Origin of the sequence: Bradyrhizobium sp. BRP19, from assembly GCF_020194195.1 — a bacterium.
Taxonomy (GTDB): Bacteria; Pseudomonadota; Alphaproteobacteria; order Rhizobiales; family Xanthobacteraceae; genus Bradyrhizobium; species Bradyrhizobium yuanmingense.
In genome coordinates this window covers 107,471-122,527 of record NZ_JADYVZ010000007.1, presented here as the reverse complement: position 1 = coordinate 122,527, position 15,057 = coordinate 107,471, and the positions used below count along the sequence as shown (strand labels likewise).

The 15,057-nt window shown below is 65.0% G+C and carries 18 protein-coding genes and 1 tRNA gene; 5 read left to right on the top strand and 14 right to left on the bottom strand.

Going from position 1 to position 15,057, the window contains the following annotated elements:
- Positions 1 to 102: 102 nt before the first annotated feature.
- The 4 genes from I6F36_RS22140 to I6F36_RS22125 all read right to left on the bottom strand — a co-directional run bounded on the left by I6F36_RS22140 (position 103) and on the right by I6F36_RS22125 (position 3,172).
- Positions 103 to 612, bottom strand: a complete 510-nt coding sequence (locus I6F36_RS22140) for a hypothetical protein (protein ID WP_036014365.1) — start codon at positions 610 to 612, stop codon at positions 103 to 105.
- 191 nt (positions 613 to 803) lie between these two features.
- Positions 804 to 1,112 (bottom strand): EthD family reductase, encoded by a 309-nt coding sequence (locus I6F36_RS22135; RefSeq protein ID WP_036014366.1) that lies wholly within the window; start codon positions 1,110 to 1,112, stop codon positions 804 to 806.
- Between the two features lie 125 nt (positions 1,113 to 1,237).
- Positions 1,238 to 2,944: an FAD-dependent oxidoreductase gene (locus tag I6F36_RS22130; protein ID WP_225172234.1), complete on the bottom strand. Its 1,707-nt coding sequence runs from the start codon at positions 2,942 to 2,944 to the stop codon at positions 1,238 to 1,240.
- A 39-nt stretch (positions 2,945 to 2,983) separates the two neighbouring features.
- Positions 2,984 to 3,172, bottom strand: a complete 189-nt coding sequence (locus I6F36_RS22125) for a hypothetical protein (RefSeq protein WP_036014369.1) — start codon at positions 3,170 to 3,172, stop codon at positions 2,984 to 2,986.
- Between the two features lie 317 nt (positions 3,173 to 3,489).
- On the opposite strand from I6F36_RS22125, the gene I6F36_RS22120 reads away from it, so the two are divergent.
- The 3 genes from I6F36_RS22120 (at position 3,490) to I6F36_RS22110 (ending at position 5,015) form a co-directional block, all read left to right on the top strand.
- Positions 3,490 to 3,564: transfer RNA gene (locus tag I6F36_RS22120), tRNA-Thr, on the top strand.
- Between the two features lie 94 nt (positions 3,565 to 3,658).
- On the top strand, positions 3,659 to 4,009 hold the full coding sequence (locus I6F36_RS22115) for a RidA family protein (protein WP_225172150.1): 351 nt from the start codon (positions 3,659 to 3,661) through the stop codon (positions 4,007 to 4,009).
- An 802-nt stretch (positions 4,010 to 4,811) separates the two neighbouring features.
- Entirely contained in the window at positions 4,812 to 5,015 is a 204-nt protein-coding gene (locus I6F36_RS22110; RefSeq protein WP_036026980.1) for a hypothetical protein, read from the top strand.
- 126 nt (positions 5,016 to 5,141) lie between these two features.
- Here the strand turns inward: I6F36_RS22110 and I6F36_RS22105 are convergent, their stop codons facing one another.
- From I6F36_RS22105 to I6F36_RS22090, 4 genes are all read right to left on the bottom strand, one after another.
- Positions 5,142 to 5,618, bottom strand: coding sequence for a cyclic nucleotide-binding domain-containing protein (locus I6F36_RS22105; protein ID WP_225172149.1), 477 nt, complete (start codon positions 5,616 to 5,618; stop codon positions 5,142 to 5,144).
- Between the two features lie 273 nt (positions 5,619 to 5,891).
- Positions 5,892 to 6,680: a class I SAM-dependent methyltransferase gene (locus I6F36_RS22100; RefSeq protein ID WP_225172148.1), complete on the bottom strand. Its 789-nt coding sequence runs from the start codon at positions 6,678 to 6,680 to the stop codon at positions 5,892 to 5,894.
- 98 nt (positions 6,681 to 6,778) lie between these two features.
- Positions 6,779 to 7,417, bottom strand: coding sequence for a ferric reductase-like transmembrane domain-containing protein (locus I6F36_RS22095; RefSeq protein WP_225172147.1), 639 nt, complete (start codon positions 7,415 to 7,417; stop codon positions 6,779 to 6,781).
- Between the two features lie 13 nt (positions 7,418 to 7,430).
- A complete protein-coding gene (locus tag I6F36_RS22090) occupies positions 7,431 to 7,934 on the bottom strand; it encodes a Twin-arginine translocation pathway signal (protein WP_225172146.1) in 504 nt (167 codons plus the stop codon).
- 250 nt (positions 7,935 to 8,184) lie between these two features.
- Between I6F36_RS22090 and I6F36_RS22085 the strand changes: the two genes are divergently transcribed.
- Positions 8,185 to 9,192 (top strand): LLM class flavin-dependent oxidoreductase, encoded by a 1,008-nt coding sequence (locus tag I6F36_RS22085; protein WP_036026975.1) that lies wholly within the window; start codon positions 8,185 to 8,187, stop codon positions 9,190 to 9,192.
- Positions 9,193 to 9,377: 185 nt separating this feature from the next.
- On the opposite strand, the gene I6F36_RS22080 is transcribed toward I6F36_RS22085, so the two are convergent.
- The 6 genes from I6F36_RS22080 to I6F36_RS22055 are packed head-to-tail and all read right to left on the bottom strand — an operon-like array spanning position 9,378 to position 13,994.
- On the bottom strand, positions 9,378 to 10,253 hold the full coding sequence (locus I6F36_RS22080) for an amidohydrolase (protein ID WP_225140539.1): 876 nt from the start codon (positions 10,251 to 10,253) through the stop codon (positions 9,378 to 9,380).
- Positions 10,254 to 10,265: 12 nt separating this feature from the next.
- Positions 10,266 to 10,661, bottom strand: a complete 396-nt coding sequence (locus I6F36_RS22075) for a RidA family protein (RefSeq protein WP_225140540.1) — start codon at positions 10,659 to 10,661, stop codon at positions 10,266 to 10,268.
- 25 nt (positions 10,662 to 10,686) lie between these two features.
- A complete protein-coding gene (hpaH, locus tag I6F36_RS22070; protein ID WP_225150935.1) occupies positions 10,687 to 11,490 on the bottom strand; it encodes a 2-oxo-hept-4-ene-1,7-dioate hydratase in 804 nt (267 codons plus the stop codon).
- 4 nt (positions 11,491 to 11,494) lie between these two features.
- Positions 11,495 to 12,355, bottom strand: coding sequence for a fumarylacetoacetate hydrolase family protein (locus tag I6F36_RS22065; protein ID WP_225172145.1), 861 nt, complete (start codon positions 12,353 to 12,355; stop codon positions 11,495 to 11,497).
- A gap of 52 nt (positions 12,356 to 12,407) precedes the next feature.
- Positions 12,408 to 13,025, bottom strand: a complete 618-nt coding sequence (locus I6F36_RS22060) for a flavin reductase family protein (protein ID WP_036026965.1) — start codon at positions 13,023 to 13,025, stop codon at positions 12,408 to 12,410.
- Positions 13,026 to 13,028: 3 nt separating this feature from the next.
- Positions 13,029 to 13,994: a tripartite tricarboxylate transporter substrate binding protein gene (locus tag I6F36_RS22055; protein WP_057027821.1), complete on the bottom strand. Its 966-nt coding sequence runs from the start codon at positions 13,992 to 13,994 to the stop codon at positions 13,029 to 13,031.
- Between the two features lie 129 nt (positions 13,995 to 14,123).
- Here I6F36_RS22055 and I6F36_RS22050 point away from each other — a divergent pair, with 129 nt between their 5' ends.
- Complete coding sequence (locus I6F36_RS22050; RefSeq protein ID WP_036014389.1) at positions 14,124 to 14,924, top strand: IclR family transcriptional regulator; 801 nt, start codon at positions 14,124 to 14,126, stop codon at positions 14,922 to 14,924.
- The last annotated feature ends 133 nt before the right edge of the window (positions 14,925 to 15,057 follow it).

The window sequence follows — 15,057 nt, the reverse complement described above, 5'->3', positions numbered from 1 at the left end:
GCGAACCCGGAATCTGGAGATTGATAAATCGGGATTCTCTGGTGCGCGATTGCGCACCAGAGTTTATCGCTGTGCGATGGCCGGAATGACGAGAGGGGCCAATCAGGCAAACGCCAGGGGCTTGTAGCGGCGCCAGGCGCCGATGGTCAGCACGACGAAGAACACCAGCACGATGCCCTGCACCACGGCGAAGACCGGCCCCGATGGCGGCGCCGGGGGCACGGCGGGCGCGAGCGCGGCAAGTGCGGGCACCTTGAGGAACGACTGGATCACCAGCACGAAGACGTTGAAATAGAGCGAGATCATCGCGGTGACGATGTAGACCGGGCGCCAGACGCCGCCGAGCTTCATGCCGTAGAGCGCGAAACAGGCAATCGCGAGCAGCACCAGCGAGATGATGCCGATGATGTGCGAGGGCAGCAGCTCCTTGAATGGAAACAGGAAACCAGTCGCGCTGGTGAGAATGGTGAACAGCAGGAAGATCGCAGTCAGGCCCGGCATCGACTTCGAGCCAAGCAGGCCGAACATCACGACAAGCCCGGCGACGATGGCAATCAGGCTGATGATGACATGGATCAGCGTAAGGGCGGGCAGGCTTAGGCCAAGCACCATGACATCTCTCCTACTCTCGGCGTTGAGGTGACGAGAATAGTATTACGGTCCTCATCGGATTACCACCTGCGTTGTCGTCACATGCATGAGCGCAGCCATGCGTCATCGTGCGAAATCGAAAAACGCATGGCTGAACTTTTTGCAGCGCTGTCACAAACGACGGCAGGCTTTCGACGAAAGTTGAATCGAACTCACACGTTCTTGGTATCGAAGATCAGGATGTCGGCACCGCCGCTGGCGAATTTCGGCACGTCGGCGCCGGTCGCCTTGCCTTCCGGGCTGGCAAAGGCGGCCTGAACGTCGGCCACGCTGTCGAAGGTGAGGATGGCGACGAGATGGATTCCGGAAGGGCCTGCGGGAGATGCGACCGGCCCTTTACTGACGGCGTAGTTCTTCAGGCCGGGAAGTTTCTTGGCGAGTGGAATGTGCGTCTCGGCATAGTACTTGTCGAAGGCGGCAGCATCCTTGGGTGTCTTGTAGAGCACGACGACTTCAGCCATTTGGTCCTCCCGTTGAATCGTTGTTTTTTCCGCGCGCGATTGCCTCGCGACGAGGGGATAGTCACGCATTGCGCAGCAAGATGACAAGCCGGATTTGGCTTGCCATTGCCTTGCCTTGTCCTTGACTAAAGCGCCGGTTTTGCGGCGTCGCCGAGATAGCCATGCAGGGAGGCAACGACCTGCGCGCCCTCGCCGATGGCGCCGCCGACGCGCTTGACCGAGCCGGAGCGGACGTCGCCGACGGCGTAGACGCCGGGCACGGAGGTCTCCAGCGGCGCCACCAGCTTGCCCTGGTTCTGCTCCGACTGCGCGCCCGTGACCACGAAGCCGCCGCGATCGAGCGTCACGCCGCAACCGTCGAGCCAGGACGTGGCGGGATCGGCGCCGACGAACAGGAAGAGATTGCGGATGTCGGCGGAATCCTCGTCATCCGAGAGCCGGCTCTTCCAGCGGATGCGCCGCAGCAGCGAGGCCTCGTCGCCCTCGAGCGCGGTGATCTCGGTGTTGAACATCAGTTCGATGTTCGGGGTCGCTTCGATGCGCTCGATGAGATAGCGCGACATGCTGGCGCCCAAGCCGCCGCCGCGGATGATCATCAGCACTTTTTTCGCATGGCCCGACAGGAACACGGCGGCCTGGCCAGCCGAATTGCCGGCGCCGACCAGAGCCACCTCCTCGCCGGCGCAGAGCCGCGCCTCCACGGGCGATGCCCAGTACCAGACGCCGCGGCCCTCGAACTTGTCGAGGTTGGCGATGTCAGGACGGCGATAGCGCGCGCCGCTCGCGACCACCACCGAACGGGAGCGCAAGGTTTCGCCGCAATCCAGCGCCAGCGCGAAGGTGCCATTGACGCGCGAGCAATCCAGCGAGCTCACCGACATTGGAATCATGATGTCGGCGCCGAACTTCTGCGCCTGGGTGAAGGCGCGGCCCGCCAGCGCCTGGCCGGAGATGCCGGTCGGGAAGCCCAGATAGTTCTCGATGCGCGCACTGGCGCCGGCTTGGCCGCCGAAGGCGCGGGTGTCGACGACCGCGACCGAGAGACCTTCGGACGCAGCGTAGACCGCAGTCGCGAGCCCCGCCGGCCCGCAGCCGACGATGGCGACATCGTAGATACGGTCGTCCTTGGCCCCGCCGATCATGCCGATGGCGCGGCCGAGCTCGGTCTCGCTAGGATTGCGCAGCACCGTGCCGCCGGCCGTGACGACGAGCGGCCAATCCTCCGGCTTCGGCGAGTAGCGCGCGATCAGTTCGGCGGCGTCATGCTCGCTCTCGGGATCGAGCAGATGATGCGGCTGGCCATTGCGGGTGAGAAAGCCCTGCAGGCGCACCACGCCGGCGGAGTTCGAGGGGCCGATCAGCACGGGGCCGCCGATGCCGCCCTGGATCAGATTGACCCGGCGCAGGATCAGCGCGCGCATGATGCGCTCGCCAAGTTCGGCTTCGGCCACCAGCAGCGCGCGCAGCCGGTCCGGCGGGACGAGCAGCACCTCGACATCGCCTTCGGCGCGGCCGTCGACCAGCGCCGGCCTGCCGGAGAGCTGGCCGAGCTCGGCCAGGAATTGCCCCGGCCCCTGATCGATCACCGGCGTGACGTGACCGAGACCGTCGCGCTGGGTGATGGCGACGTGGCCCGCCAGCACCACGAACATGCCGGGCCCGGGCTTGCCGGTCTCGAACAGCAACTCGCCGTCCGCGTAGGTGCGGATTTCGCCGAAGTGCCTGATCCGTTCGATCTCGGCGGGCGTCAGCGCCGGAAAGGTCTGCTCGGGGCGGGTGAACCGCAACAGCTGCGCATCACGGTCGGTTCGTTGTGTTTCGTCCTGCCCCATGGCCACTGCATGCACTCCAAAATCTCCAGCCGCCGGCGTTCAACGAGAGGTCTTGCCGGCGGCCCCCTCATTTAGGGAACCATCGTCGTTCTGCGAGGGGTCGGTGCTTGCGGCGCGTTCGCGCGCCTGCAACTTCCGCCGCTTCAGGTTTTCGCGCAGCGCCGATTTCAGCCGGTCGTCCCGGGACGCCCTCGGCTGCCTCGCGCTCTTGTCAGTCTCGTCGCCCATCGCGGCTCCATCACAGCAACCGGCCACAGGATGCCATCGAAGTGTGGCAGCTCAAGAGGGTGAGGCGATAGGACCCTTGCGAAACGCGAGATGGATCGAATCCGGCTCCCCGGCCAACTGACCAGTTGGGCAGGGATATCAGACCCCGAATCGGCATGAAGGCGGTCAGTCCGGACGAAAACGGGCATTTTGGCGCCGATATCGGCCCGATTTTCTCGTTTTGGCGGGGCTAGCAAGCTTGCGCAGGAGGGGGGCTTGTGGCAGATATCGGCCCGCTTGGTAGGCCCCTCGGGCGGCCGATTCTTGTCCCAGCACATGCTGCCGTAGCTCAGTGGTAGAGCACTCCATTGGTAATGGAGAGGTCGACAGTTCAATCCTGTCTGGCAGCACCAGCTTTCCTCACCGACGCGGGCCGTGTTGAACCAAGCCTTGTTGAACCAAGCCTTGTGCCTGGCCAGCGCGCCCGCAACACCCATGGATGCGATCGTGATCACACGTTCCCTGCCCTATGAAGGACTGCTCCACGAGATCGTCGAGCACAATGGCGTGCTCTATCTCGGCGGCATCGTCCCTGAAGATGCCCGGCTCGACATGGCGGGCCAGGCCGACGATGTGCTGCGCCAGTTGAGGACCCTGCTCGAGGGAGCCGGCTCCGATCTCTCCTGCGTTCTGCAGGTGACGATCTTCGTGGCCGACCTCACGGAGAAGGCCGCGTTCAACCAGGTGTGGAAGCGCTATTTCACTGCGGAGCATCTGCCGGCGCGGGCCGCGATCGCCGTTGCGGATCTCGGCCCGGGCGTCAAGCTGGAGCTGACGGCGATCGCCGCGCGCCGCTGATCCTCACGGGCGAGAAGAGCAAGCTCGGTCGTTTCGTCAGTCTTCCACACATGGCTTGGCATTCTCGCGGCCCGAAACGCCCGAGTTTTGCTCGTTTCCTTGTCCCTCTTCTATGAAGAGGGCGCAGGGAAGGCCGGGTGCCGGCTGGCACCCACGGTCCGCTGTGCGACAGCACACGCAGAAAACTGCACAGCGGCATACAGGTGAAGCCCAACACACGGCCTTCCCTGCGCAGTGGTTTGACGGCTTATGCCTGCTCTCCCCGGAGCCGAGTTCCTTCTGGCCTCCGTCACCTCGCGAATTGACGATGCCTCAAGGCCCGGTTGAGCCCAGATGCATCTCCGCAAGGTTTGACCGTAGCAACGACGGTCAGGACCCACGGTTTTGCCGTACGCAGCTTCCGGCTCCGCCAAGAGGCTTCGCCGGATGTTGGCGCCGTCCGTTCCGCACGCTGTGAGACCTCACGAGGTTCATCTCGCCCTGGTCCCGCCCCGCGTGCCCGACGCAGCCGCGTCCACCGCACCCTGGCCCTCGTTCGTGACGACGTACGATCGCCCCTCTCCTTGGGCCGGGATGAGCGATGGATACTGCAATTCCGAATTTCGGTAAAGTGGAATATATTTGCGGGAAGGGATTGACGGGGGCTGCGCGGGAGAGGTGGTGTTTTGCCCGACGGGCCAGAAGCGTTGCGCTCGGTGTCCTTCCGGTTGCGCCTCTTCGAAAGGTTGCGGCCACACGGCACGTTGACCCCTCATTTCATGGTGCTAGTCTTTTCGCTCGCGACCCTGTCCGGGAGGACACGATGGGATGGTTCGACCGCCTGTTTGGAAGGATGTCGGAGCCGACGATTCCTCTTCTTGCGAGATTTCGGCGGAAATCAAAAGCACCGACCGATCCTGATCTTTTGAAAATCGCCAAGGACCGGAAGGGACATGTTTCCCGCAGAGCCGTCAGGGACGAGTATAATCGGCTGGTCCTGGAGAAGTACGCGCACGACAAGTCGTGATGCGCGTCGAGGATCTCAGTAGCCCGTAGGATGGGTAGAGCGAAGCGAAACCCATCTGCTCCTTGTCGAGCCACGAAACATGATGGGTTTCGCAAGGGCTCTACCCATCCTACGCACTGCGCACCATCAATGGTCGCCATTCATTTGCAGTGCTGCGAAGCGGTCGTCCGAACGGCGCAACCGCCGGCATAGCTCGCGATTGATGTTCTGCAGAACGATCACGTAGGCGCGGATGTCGGCCTTGTAGCAGGCATAGAGCTTTTGGGCCGTCAGCTCGTACAGCACGGTCGGCGCCTCCGCGATAACAGTGGCGGAGCGGTTCTGCATTTCGATCAGCGTCATCTCGCCGAAGAAATCGCCAGGCTCCAAACGCGATATCGGGATGACCCTGCCCGCATGCGTGCGTTTGCTCACCGCCAGCCGGCCGGACTTGACGATGAACATCGAACGTCCCGGCTCGCCCTCGGCCACAACGGTCGCGTCGGCCTCGAAGCGGCGCTCGACTAGCATCGAGATCAAGAGGTCGAGGCCTGCCTCCGAAAGCCCGCCGAAGAACGGCGTCGCCAGCAGGAACGCTTTCAGATCGGGGGACGTGACGAGCATTGCGCGAGGTTACGCCCGGTCGAAGGCTGCGGCAAGCTAAGCGGTGCAGCCAGGTTCCGTCATTGCGAGCGTAGCGAAGCAATCCAGGAATGTGTCCGCGGAAACAGTCTGGATTGCTTCGTCGCAAGGGCTCCTCGCAATGACGCGGCGAGAGATTTCACCTCTCGATTCTGGACCACTGCCGCGCGCAGCGAAACCCATCAGACTCGTGCGGTGGCGAAGATGATGGGTTTCGCAAGTGCTCTATCCATCCTACGGGCCGCACAGTGCGAGCTATTTGGGCCGGCGCCCCCTGATCGCGTGCGCGCGCGCAGTGCAGGTGATGCGGCCGTCCACATGCGCCGGCAGGCCCGCACGCACCCGCGCGATGAGGGTCTCGACGTCCGCGGGCCTCATGGCGGCAACGGAAGGCCGGAGCGCGGGGGACTTCAGACTGATTGCCCAGAAATCATCGAAACCTGAAAACGTCCGTTGCACCGTAATCTCTCGCGTTTGCACGTCCTCGAGACCTGCTCCTCGCCACAGGTCCCGCAACGCTTCCATGCGAGAGGCATCCATCCGTGGCGGGCGCGTTGCCGGAATGCCCATTGCCTTCATCTCGTCATAGATCGGGTCGAGCGGAAAGCCGCCACCCAACATGTCCCACATATACGTCATGACCGCACCGCCGGGGACAACGACCCGCACCATTTCGCTGACGCCCCTCGCAGGGTCCGGAACGAACACCAGAACCAACGCCATCACAGCCGCATCGAAGCTGGCGTCGGCGAAAGGAAGTGCCATCGCATCGCCCTGGTGAAACTTTGCCACGCGCGCCGCAGGTCGTGTGCGCGCAAAAGCAAGCTGCTCGGCCGAGGGGTCAATGCCCTGGACCTCGGCGGGGTTGCAGCGCTCGACCAGGAGTTCAGTGAAGGCGCCGTTGCCGCAACCGATGTCGATCCACCGCAAGCCTGCAGGAGGTGCCAGCCAATCAAGGAATATCTCGCCTGCGAACCGGCTCCAGATTCCCATCATCTGCTCGTAGGCGGCACCATCGTCGAAGCGAATGGTCTGCTCTGCCATTTCGAGATCCTCCCGGCCCGATGACGATGCTTGGCGCGCGCCATTCTGCGCACAAGAGATGGGACTGGGGAAGTGCCGGAGCTGACCTGATCCGCGGATTATTGCCGCGCGACATTCTCCCCGCGCGGCGTCCTTCGCTTCCGCCACACCTGCAGGTCAATCATGACTTTCACGGCCGCCGCGAGGACGAGCGCACAGAGTGCCACCTTGGAGATCGTCTCCATCGTCCCCTCGATCAGCAGGCAATGGACCACGCTACCTGCGACGATGACGATGGCGAGGGGAATATGGATGATGCGCCAGGTTCGCGGCCGCAATCCCAACCGCCTTCGCAGCAGAGCCAGGAACGCAACCGCGAAGATGGCCCACATCGCGATCACGCCGAAGGGAGAGAACGGCGTCGGCGATGAGAAGGTCAGTGCGTCCACCATGTCGGGCGGGCTGGTGATCCAGAGGCCGGCGACGTGGATCAGAATCGCGAGAGCAAGCGCGCCGCCGATCCAGTGATGGGCGCGCCTGCCGCGATAGGCCGACAATCGCGGCAGGTAGCCGCCGATCAGCAAGGGCTGCACGAGCACGAGACCGAGGGCGATGATCCCGGCGAAGCCGGCGATAATGTAGACAGGATCGCGCCATGCCAGCTGCTCGCTGGCCGCAGCAAGCGCAACCGGCACGCCGATCGCCAAGCCAAGGGCGCCCCAGATCAGGGGCGCCCGGGCCGATCTCCATCGCGTCATTTGCAAGTCGGGTTCAAGCCGGCTGCAGCACGAAGTGCGCCTCCAGGCTGGTCTCCTTGGCGCTCCGCATCACCGGCCGCAGGAAGACGGTCTTGAACTCGCCGCTGTCATAGGCGAGGTGGCCGTGCGGCTGGCCGAAGATCGGAATGATCTGCGGCATCTCCAGCCGGAACCTGCCGTCCTTGTCGGTGAGCGTTGCGCCGTGGCTCTGCGGCTCGTGCTCCCGCCCTTCGACGGTGTGCGCCCAGATCTGGATGCGCTGCCCGGCCAGCGGAGCCCCGTCGCCGGCGCGGCGCACGGTGCCGCTCATCCAGAAACCGCCCTTGCCGATCCGCTCCACGATCGCCGCACCCTTGCGGTAATTGTTCGCGCCGCCCGACATCGACTCGGTCGGTGCGAGGCCCGCCGCACGGGCGGGCAGCAGGAGGCCGGAAGCGCCGGTTGCCAGAAGGCCCGTTGCGAGGACGGAGCCGCCGGCAGCGAGGAGGTTGCGGCGGGTGAAGACGACCATGGTCATGTCAGTTCCTCCTGGCAGCAGCGCAGCTGCTTCCCGCAAGCTACAATACCAGGTGTAAAACGCCCAGTTGCCGCGAGGGGCGCCAGGGCCTGCAATAACAGTGTTGTGAACGGCCGTCTTCGCGGCGTGCATCTCTCAGATGAGCTGACAAGAGGGGCCCGCAAGTGCTCTACCTATTCTGCGCGCTGCCACTACATGTGTCCTGCAAACGTGCACCGTCACGCGGCCCCTCCACACCGGCAGCCCTCCCATGATCCCCTTCTCCGTGCTCGACCTCGCCCCCATCTGCCAGGGCGGCGACGCGTCGCAGGCGTTCCGCAATTCGCTCGATCTGGCCCGGCATGCCGAGACGTGGGGCTTCAAGCGGTTCTGGCTGGCCGAGCATCACAACATGACGGGCATCGCGAGCGCGGCGACGTCGGTAGTGATCGGCCACATCGCGGGCGGAACGAAAACGATCCGCGTCGGCTCCGGCGGGATCATGCTGCCGAACCACTCGCCGCTCGTCATCGCCGAGCAGTTCGGCACGCTGGAATCGCTCTATCCCGGGCGGATCGATCTCGGGCTCGGCCGGGCGCCGGGCACCGACCAGTTCACCGCGCGGGCGCTGCGGCGCGACCTCGCCACCACGTCCGAGAACTTTCCGCATGACGTGCTGGAGCTGCAGGCGCTGCTCGGCGACGTGCAGCCGAACCAGGCGATCCGCGCCGTGCCCGGCATGGGGACCAAGGTACCGCTGTGGATCTTGGGATCGAGCACCTTTGGCGCGCAGCTGGCGGCAATGCTCGGCCTGCCCTTCGCGTTCGCCTCGCATTTCGCGCCGCAGATGATGATGCCGGCGCTGCGCGAATATCGGGCGCGCTTCGAGCCCTCGGCGCAGCTCGACAAGCCCTATGCGATGATCGGCGTCAACGTGTTCGCGGCCGACAGCGATGAAGAGGCACAGCGGATGTTCTCCTCGCTGCAGCAGCAATTCATCAACCTGCGCCGCGGCACGCCGGGGCCGCTGCCGCCGCCGGTGGAGGACATGGACGCGTTGTGGTCGCCGGCCGAGAAGGCCGGCGTTGCGCAAGCGCTGTCGTGCTCAGCGGTCGGGTCGCCCGATGTGGTCGAAGCGAAGCTGAAGGCGCTGATCACTGAAACCGGCGCGGACGAATTGATGACGACGGGGCAGATCTACGACCACACGGCACGGCTGCGCTCGTTCGAGATCGCCGCGGAGGTGCGGGATAGGCTCGCGAAGCAGCCGGTGGGGTGAGGGCCCGATTGTCGCGGCGATGAAGGTGCGCTCCCTCCCCCGCTTGCGGGGGAGGGTTGGGGAGAGGGTGTCTCCGCAATGGGACAATCCCCTAGAGGAAAGAGCCCTCACCCCGACCCTCTCCCGCACGCGGGAGAGGGAGCGCACCGCGCGTGGCGAGCTGCTCAGCCCAATCCTCTCATGCCCTAATCCGCAAAGCCGAACAGCTTGGCCGGATTGTGCACCAGGATCTTCTCCAGCTCCGCCTGGTCGGGCGCGTAACGGTACATCAGCTCTAACAGATCGGCATCGTTCGGCGGCTGCTTCACCGAGACCGGATGCGGCCAGTCGCTGGCCCAGACGCAGCGATCGGGAGCGGCCTCGATATAGGCGCGCGCGATCGGGATCACGTCGTCGTAAGGCGCGCCGGTCTTCGAGGTTTTCTCGCCGAGCGAGAGCATGACCCAGAAATTGCCCTTGGCGAGCAGCTCCAGCATCTTGCGCAGATTCGGATCGTTCCTGCCGGCCTCGGGGTCAGGCCGCGCCATGTGGTCGATCAGCACGGGCACGTCGAGGTTCTCGTATTTGGCGACGCTCGAGACGATGCCGTCCTTCTCCGGCTGGATCTTGACGTACCAGCCGAGCTCGCGGATGCGGGCGATGGCACGGGCGAAATCGGCATCCGACAACACGGCGCCGAGCTCCTGGCGGAAGCTGAAGCGCGCGCCGCGCACCCCTGCGTCGTGCAGCTTGGCGAGATAGGCATCGTTCGCTTCCGCGAACACCAGCGCATTGGCGCAGCCGCGATAATTCGGGCCCATCGCGGCAAGGCCGTCGAGCACGACGGCGTGGTCGGCGCCGTAGGTCGTGGTCTGCACGATGATGCCGCGCTCGATGCCGAGCGTCTTGTGCATGCGCAGCGCCGCTTCCCAGGTCGCGGTCGGCATCCGATAGGCGGCGCCGGGACGCTCAGGATATTTCTCGATCGGACCCAGCACGTGAAACTGGCTGTCGATGGTCTTCGGCGGCGGCGCCTTGCTTGGGCGGCGCGGGTTGGGGTCGAACGGCAGATAGGTCGGCATGCGAGCGCTCCTTCAGTCGATCACGGCGGTGAAGTCGCACTGCACCAGCGCGCCGCCATCCATGTTGTCCATCGGCAGCGCGTGGCGCGCGGGGCGCGAATGCTCGTCCGGAAACATCTTCAGCCACTCGACATTGAGAGGGCCGCGGTTGCCGCGGTCCTTCAGCCACACCGTCATCTTGATGATGTCGGAGGTCGAGCCGCCAGCTGCCTCCACCGTCGCCTTCATATGCGCGAACATGTTGGCGCATTGGGCATCCAGGCTTTCGGGCATCGCATTGGTCGCGGGATCGCGGCCGAGGATGACGCCCGACATCACGAGATTACCGATGCGGCAGGCGTTCGGAATCGGGTTGACGTGCTTGAAGCCGCCGATGTGGACGCTCCTGCGCCGCGTTTGACCACTCATGGTTCGCTCCCTGCTCGCTATTGCTTCAGACGAATTGGCACGACACCGAGCCGAAGGCGCCGTAGTCGGCATGGAAAGTGTCTCCGCGGCGGATGTCGACGGGCCGCGTGAACGATCCCGCCAGCACGACCTCGCCGGCTTTGAGATGCTCGTCATGCGGTGAGAGGCGGTTGGCGAGCCAGGCGATGCCGTTGGCGGGGTGATTGAGCACGCCGGCGGCAAGCCCGGTCTCCTCGACCTCGCCGTTGCGGAACAGCAATGCGCCGATCCAGCGCAGGTCCGCATCCATCGGGCGGATCGGCCGGCCGCCGAGCACCAGCGCGGCATTGGCCGCGTTGTCCGAGATCGTGTCCATCACCTTGCGGGTCCTGCCCGTCTCGGGGTCGACGCGGTGCATGCGCGTCTCCAGAATCTCCAGCGCAGGCGTGACGTAGTCGGTGGCGTTGAGCACGTCGAAAATGGTGCAATCGGGCCCGCGCAGCGGCGCCTTCAGCACGAAGGCGAGCTCGACCTCGATGCGCGGCGCGTGGAAGCGGTCGAATGGAACAGGCGTGGCATCGGGGTAAAACATGTCGGCGAACAGCACGCCGTAATCGGGCTCGTTGATGCCGACCGCGTTCTGCATCGCCTTCGAGGTCAGACCGATTTTGTGGCCCTTGATGATTCGGCCGCGGCCGAGCTGGAGTTTCGTCCAGGCGCGCTGGACCGCGTAGGCATCCTCGATGCTGAACTCCGGATAGTCCTTGGTGAACATCGGGATCAGCGTCTTGGTTCGCTCGGCTTCATCGAGCCGGGCGGCGAGGCGTTCGATCGTGGCGGAATCCAGCATCGTTTTACTGCTCCGCCGCCACGGTGTTGCGCAGCACGCCGATGCGGCTGGACTCGACCTCGACGACGTCGCCGTCCCTGAGCCAGCGTGGCGGATCGAACCGGGCGCCCGCGCCGGTCGGTGTGCCCGTCACGATCATGTCGCCAGGCTTGAGGGTCGCGAAGGTCGAGAGATAGGAAATCAGGAAATCGAACGGGAACATCAGCCGCTCGGTGGTGTCCTGCTGGCGCACCTCGCCGTTGACGCGCGTTGTGATGTCGTGCGGCCCGCGCGGATCGAGCTCGTCCGACGTCACAATCCACGGACCGATGCTGCCGGAGCGATCAAAATTCTTGCCCTGCGTGACGTTGAACTTGCCGTGGCGCAGCCAGTCGCGGATCGTGCCCTCATTGCACAGCGTCATGCCGAGGATGTGCGACCACGCTTTTTCGCGCGGAATGTGGCGGCCGCCCTGCCCGATCACGATGACGAGCTCGCCTTCGTAATCGAGCTGGTCCGAAACCTTCGGCTTCTCGATCGGCTGGCCGGAACCCGTCATCGAGGACATGCTGCGCACGAACAGGCTGGGATATTTGGGAAGGTCCGAATTGTCTTTATACTCCGCATTGCGCTCGGCGTAATTGACGCCGATGCACCAGAGCTTCTCCGGCGCCAGCACCGGCGGCAGCAGGACGAGCTTGTCCAGCGCATGATCCGGCTTTTGCCCCGCGACGGCCTCCTGCGCTTCGGCGAGTGCGTTGGCCGCGATCAGCGCCTTGACGTCCGAATAGTCGCGGCCGATGCGCCTGGTCAGATCGACCACGCCGCCGTCCACGGCCGCGCCGTAGCGCGCCTCGCCGTCCAGCAGATAGCTCAGCAGTCGCATTGTATGTCCTCCGATGATCTTGGGGCGGCGGCCGGCGATGAGGCCCGCACGCTCAGTCTTTCGACTTGGGAGTCTGGAACACGCTGCCCAGCGTCACGATCTCGCCGAGGCGGGCGTAGCGCGGCCCGCCGATGCGCGCGATCGGGTCGAGCGCCCTGGTCTCGACCTTGCCGTCGTTGACGAGACCGTCGCGCAAATGGAACAGCACGACCTCGCCGACGATGAGCCGGCTCTTGGCGTCACCGAATTCGAGGCACTGCCGGAATCGGCACTCCATCGCGACCGGCGCGGCGGCAAGCCGCGGCACCTTGATGCGCTCGCTCGCGAGCGTCTCCAGGCCGAGATGCTCGACCTCGCTGATTTCAGGCGGATGCTCGACGGAGCTGTCGTGCACGGCATTCATCAGCGGCGTATCCGCGATGTGGATCACATATTCCTCGGTATCGAGGATGTTGTGCGCGGTGTCCTTGTAGTCGGCGCCCTTGCGGCCCACGCTGATGGCGAGCATCGGCGGCTTCTGCGAGACGAAGGTGAAGGCGCTGAACGGAGCGAGATTGAGCACGCCCGTAGCTGACAAGCTCGTCACCCAGGCGATCGGGCGCGGCACCACGATGCCGGTCATCAGGCGGTAGATGCGCTCGGCGCCGAGCTCGGTCGGATCGATCCGCATCGATCAGTCCGCCCTGATATTGGCCTTGCGCACCACCGGAATCCACTTGGCGTCCTCGCGCTCGAGATAAGCCTTGAACTCGGCCGGCGTCATCGGCGTGGCTTCGCCGCCGAGCTTCTCGAACTTGTCCGCAATGGCAGGGTCCTTGAGGATCGCGACCAGCGTCTCGTGCAGCTTCTCGACGATGGGCGCAGGCGTGCCAGCGGGCGCGAACAGGCCGGTGAAGGTCTGGCCGTCGAAGTCCTTGTAGCCGAGCTCGGCGAAGGTCGGCACGTCGGGCAGCGACTTCAATCGATGCGGTGAGGTGACGGCGAGCGCGCGGAACAGGCCGGCCTTGATGTGCTGGAGGCTGACGGTGAGCTGGTCGAAGGCGAACTGCACCTGACCGCCCAGGAGATCGTTGATGGCCGGCGCATTGCCGCGATAATGCGCCGTGACCCATTGCAGGCCGAGATTCGACTGCATCAGCTCGCTGAGCAGATGGTTGGTGGTGCCGGGACCGGGCGAGGCCATGGTCAGCTTGCCGGGCTCGCGCTTGGCGAGGTCGAGAAACTCCTTGAGCGTGGTCGCCTGCACCGAGGGATGAACCTCGAGCACCAGCGGCGTCATCGAGATCGTCGAGATCGGGAGAAAGTCCTTCTTCCAATTGTAGGCGTCGCGCTTGTTGATCTCGGTCGCGAACAGCACCGGGCCGTTGGCGCCGACGAACAGCGTGTAGCCGTCGGGCGCCGATTTCGCGAAGGCTTCGCCCGCGATCATGCCGCCGGCACCGGCCTTGTTCTCGATGACGAAGGGTTGGCCGAGCTTTTCCTGGAGCTTGTCGGCGACGATGCGCGCGGCGCTGTCGACATTGCCGCCGGCGGGATAGGGCACGATCAGCTTGACGTTGCGCGCCGGCCATTGCTGGCCGGAGGCGGGCCCCGCCAACATTGCGGCTGCTGCAGCGATGGCAATCCAGATTAATCTCATGTTAACCTCCCGGCGGCGCTTCCAATTCCATATCGGGCGCAGACTTTCGTGCATGGCATCCCGATCGGAGCGCAATCTCCAGATGCGCGCTTGCCCTGTCGAGCGAATTGTGGCGTTCTTGTCCATATTATGGACAAACGACGCGCAACGAAATCCACCCGCAGCGCCGTGGAGCCGCGACATGGCGCGCAGGCGATCCGGCGCGCGCTCGCGGTGCTGCGCATCCTGGCCGCAGGGCGCGAGGACGGTGTGCCATTGGCCGAGGTGGTCCGCACCACCGGCCTCACCCGCCCGACCGTGCATCGCATCGTCCACGTGCTGATCGAGGAAGGCATCGTCGAGCGGCACGGCAGGAGCGGCCGCTACGCGATCGGCAACCAGGTACCGGAACTGGCGCTGGCGCGTCCGCGGCCATCGCGGCTCTTGGTCGCCGCAAATCCGTCGCTGCAGCGCGCGTCCGCCGCGATCGGCGACACGCTGTTCCTGACGGTGCGCACCGGCAACGACACGCTGTGCGTCGATCGCCGGATCGGCGTCTACCCGATCCAGGTGCTGTCGATCGAGGTCGGCGCGCGCCGGCCGCTCGGCGTCTCCAGCGCCGGCGTTGCCATTCTCGCCGCAATGCCGGCGCAGGAGGCGCGAAAGATCGTCGCGGCGAACGAGAAGCGGTTCGAGGCCTACCGGACCGACGTCGCGACCGTGCTCGGCGAGGTCACCGCCGCCAGGCGCCTGGGATATGGCATGAGAGAGATCGGACTGGTGCAGGGGACGAAATCGATCTCGACCTGGATCAAGACGCCGGACGGGCAACCGGCTGCAGCGATGACGGTCTCCGCCGTTCGCACGAGGCTCGGGCCAAGGCGCGAGCAGGAGGTCGCGGAGATCCTGCTGCGGGAGGCGCGGGTGATCGAGCAGGCGATCGGGGGGTGAAGCGCGGACGGCGCCTCTTCGCCTCTCCCGCTTGCGGGGAGAGGCCGGAAATTTGCGCAGCAAATTCCGGGTGAGGGGGAGCCTCCGCGAGTCCAGCTGCCATCATCTTCGTGGAGAGAGCCCCTCACCCCAA

Bases quoted from the DNA above. Each gene is read 5' to 3' on its own strand.
- I6F36_RS22140 (WP_036014365.1), bottom strand. From the start codon at position 612: ATGGTGCTTGGCCTAAGCCTGCCCGCCCTTACGCTGATCCATGTCATC.
- I6F36_RS22135 (WP_036014366.1), bottom strand. From the start codon at position 1,112: ATGGCTGAAGTCGTCGTGCTCTACAAGACACCCAAGGATGCTGCCGCC.
- I6F36_RS22130 (WP_225172234.1), bottom strand. From the start codon at position 2,944: ATGGGGCAGGACGAAACACAACGAACCGACCGTGATGCGCAGCTGTTG.
- I6F36_RS22125 (WP_036014369.1), bottom strand. From the start codon at position 3,172: ATGGGCGACGAGACTGACAAGAGCGCGAGGCAGCCGAGGGCGTCCCGG.
- I6F36_RS22110 (WP_036026980.1), top strand. From the start codon at position 4,812: ATGGGATGGTTCGACCGCCTGTTTGGAAGGATGTCGGAGCCGACGATT.
- I6F36_RS22105 (WP_225172149.1), bottom strand. From the start codon at position 5,618: ATGCTCGTCACGTCCCCCGATCTGAAAGCGTTCCTGCTGGCGACGCCG.
- I6F36_RS22100 (WP_225172148.1), bottom strand. From the start codon at position 6,680: ATGGCAGAGCAGACCATTCGCTTCGACGATGGTGCCGCCTACGAGCAG.
- I6F36_RS22095 (WP_225172147.1), bottom strand. From the start codon at position 7,417: ATGACGCGATGGAGATCGGCCCGGGCGCCCCTGATCTGGGGCGCCCTT.
- I6F36_RS22090 (WP_225172146.1), bottom strand. From the start codon at position 7,934: ATGACCATGGTCGTCTTCACCCGCCGCAACCTCCTCGCTGCCGGCGGC.
- I6F36_RS22085 (WP_036026975.1), top strand. From the start codon at position 8,185: ATGATCCCCTTCTCCGTGCTCGACCTCGCCCCCATCTGCCAGGGCGGC.
- I6F36_RS22080 (WP_225140539.1), bottom strand. From the start codon at position 10,253: ATGCCGACCTATCTGCCGTTCGACCCCAACCCGCGCCGCCCAAGCAAG.
- I6F36_RS22075 (WP_225140540.1), bottom strand. From the start codon at position 10,661: ATGAGTGGTCAAACGCGGCGCAGGAGCGTCCACATCGGCGGCTTCAAG.
- hpaH (WP_225150935.1), bottom strand. From the start codon at position 11,490: ATGCTGGATTCCGCCACGATCGAACGCCTCGCCGCCCGGCTCGATGAA.
- I6F36_RS22065 (WP_225172145.1), bottom strand. From the start codon at position 12,355: ATGCGACTGCTGAGCTATCTGCTGGACGGCGAGGCGCGCTACGGCGCG.
- I6F36_RS22060 (WP_036026965.1), bottom strand. From the start codon at position 13,025: ATGCGGATCGATCCGACCGAGCTCGGCGCCGAGCGCATCTACCGCCTG.
- I6F36_RS22055 (WP_057027821.1), bottom strand. From the start codon at position 13,994: ATGAGATTAATCTGGATTGCCATCGCTGCAGCAGCCGCAATGTTGGCG.
- I6F36_RS22050 (WP_036014389.1), top strand. From the start codon at position 14,124: ATGGACAAACGACGCGCAACGAAATCCACCCGCAGCGCCGTGGAGCCG.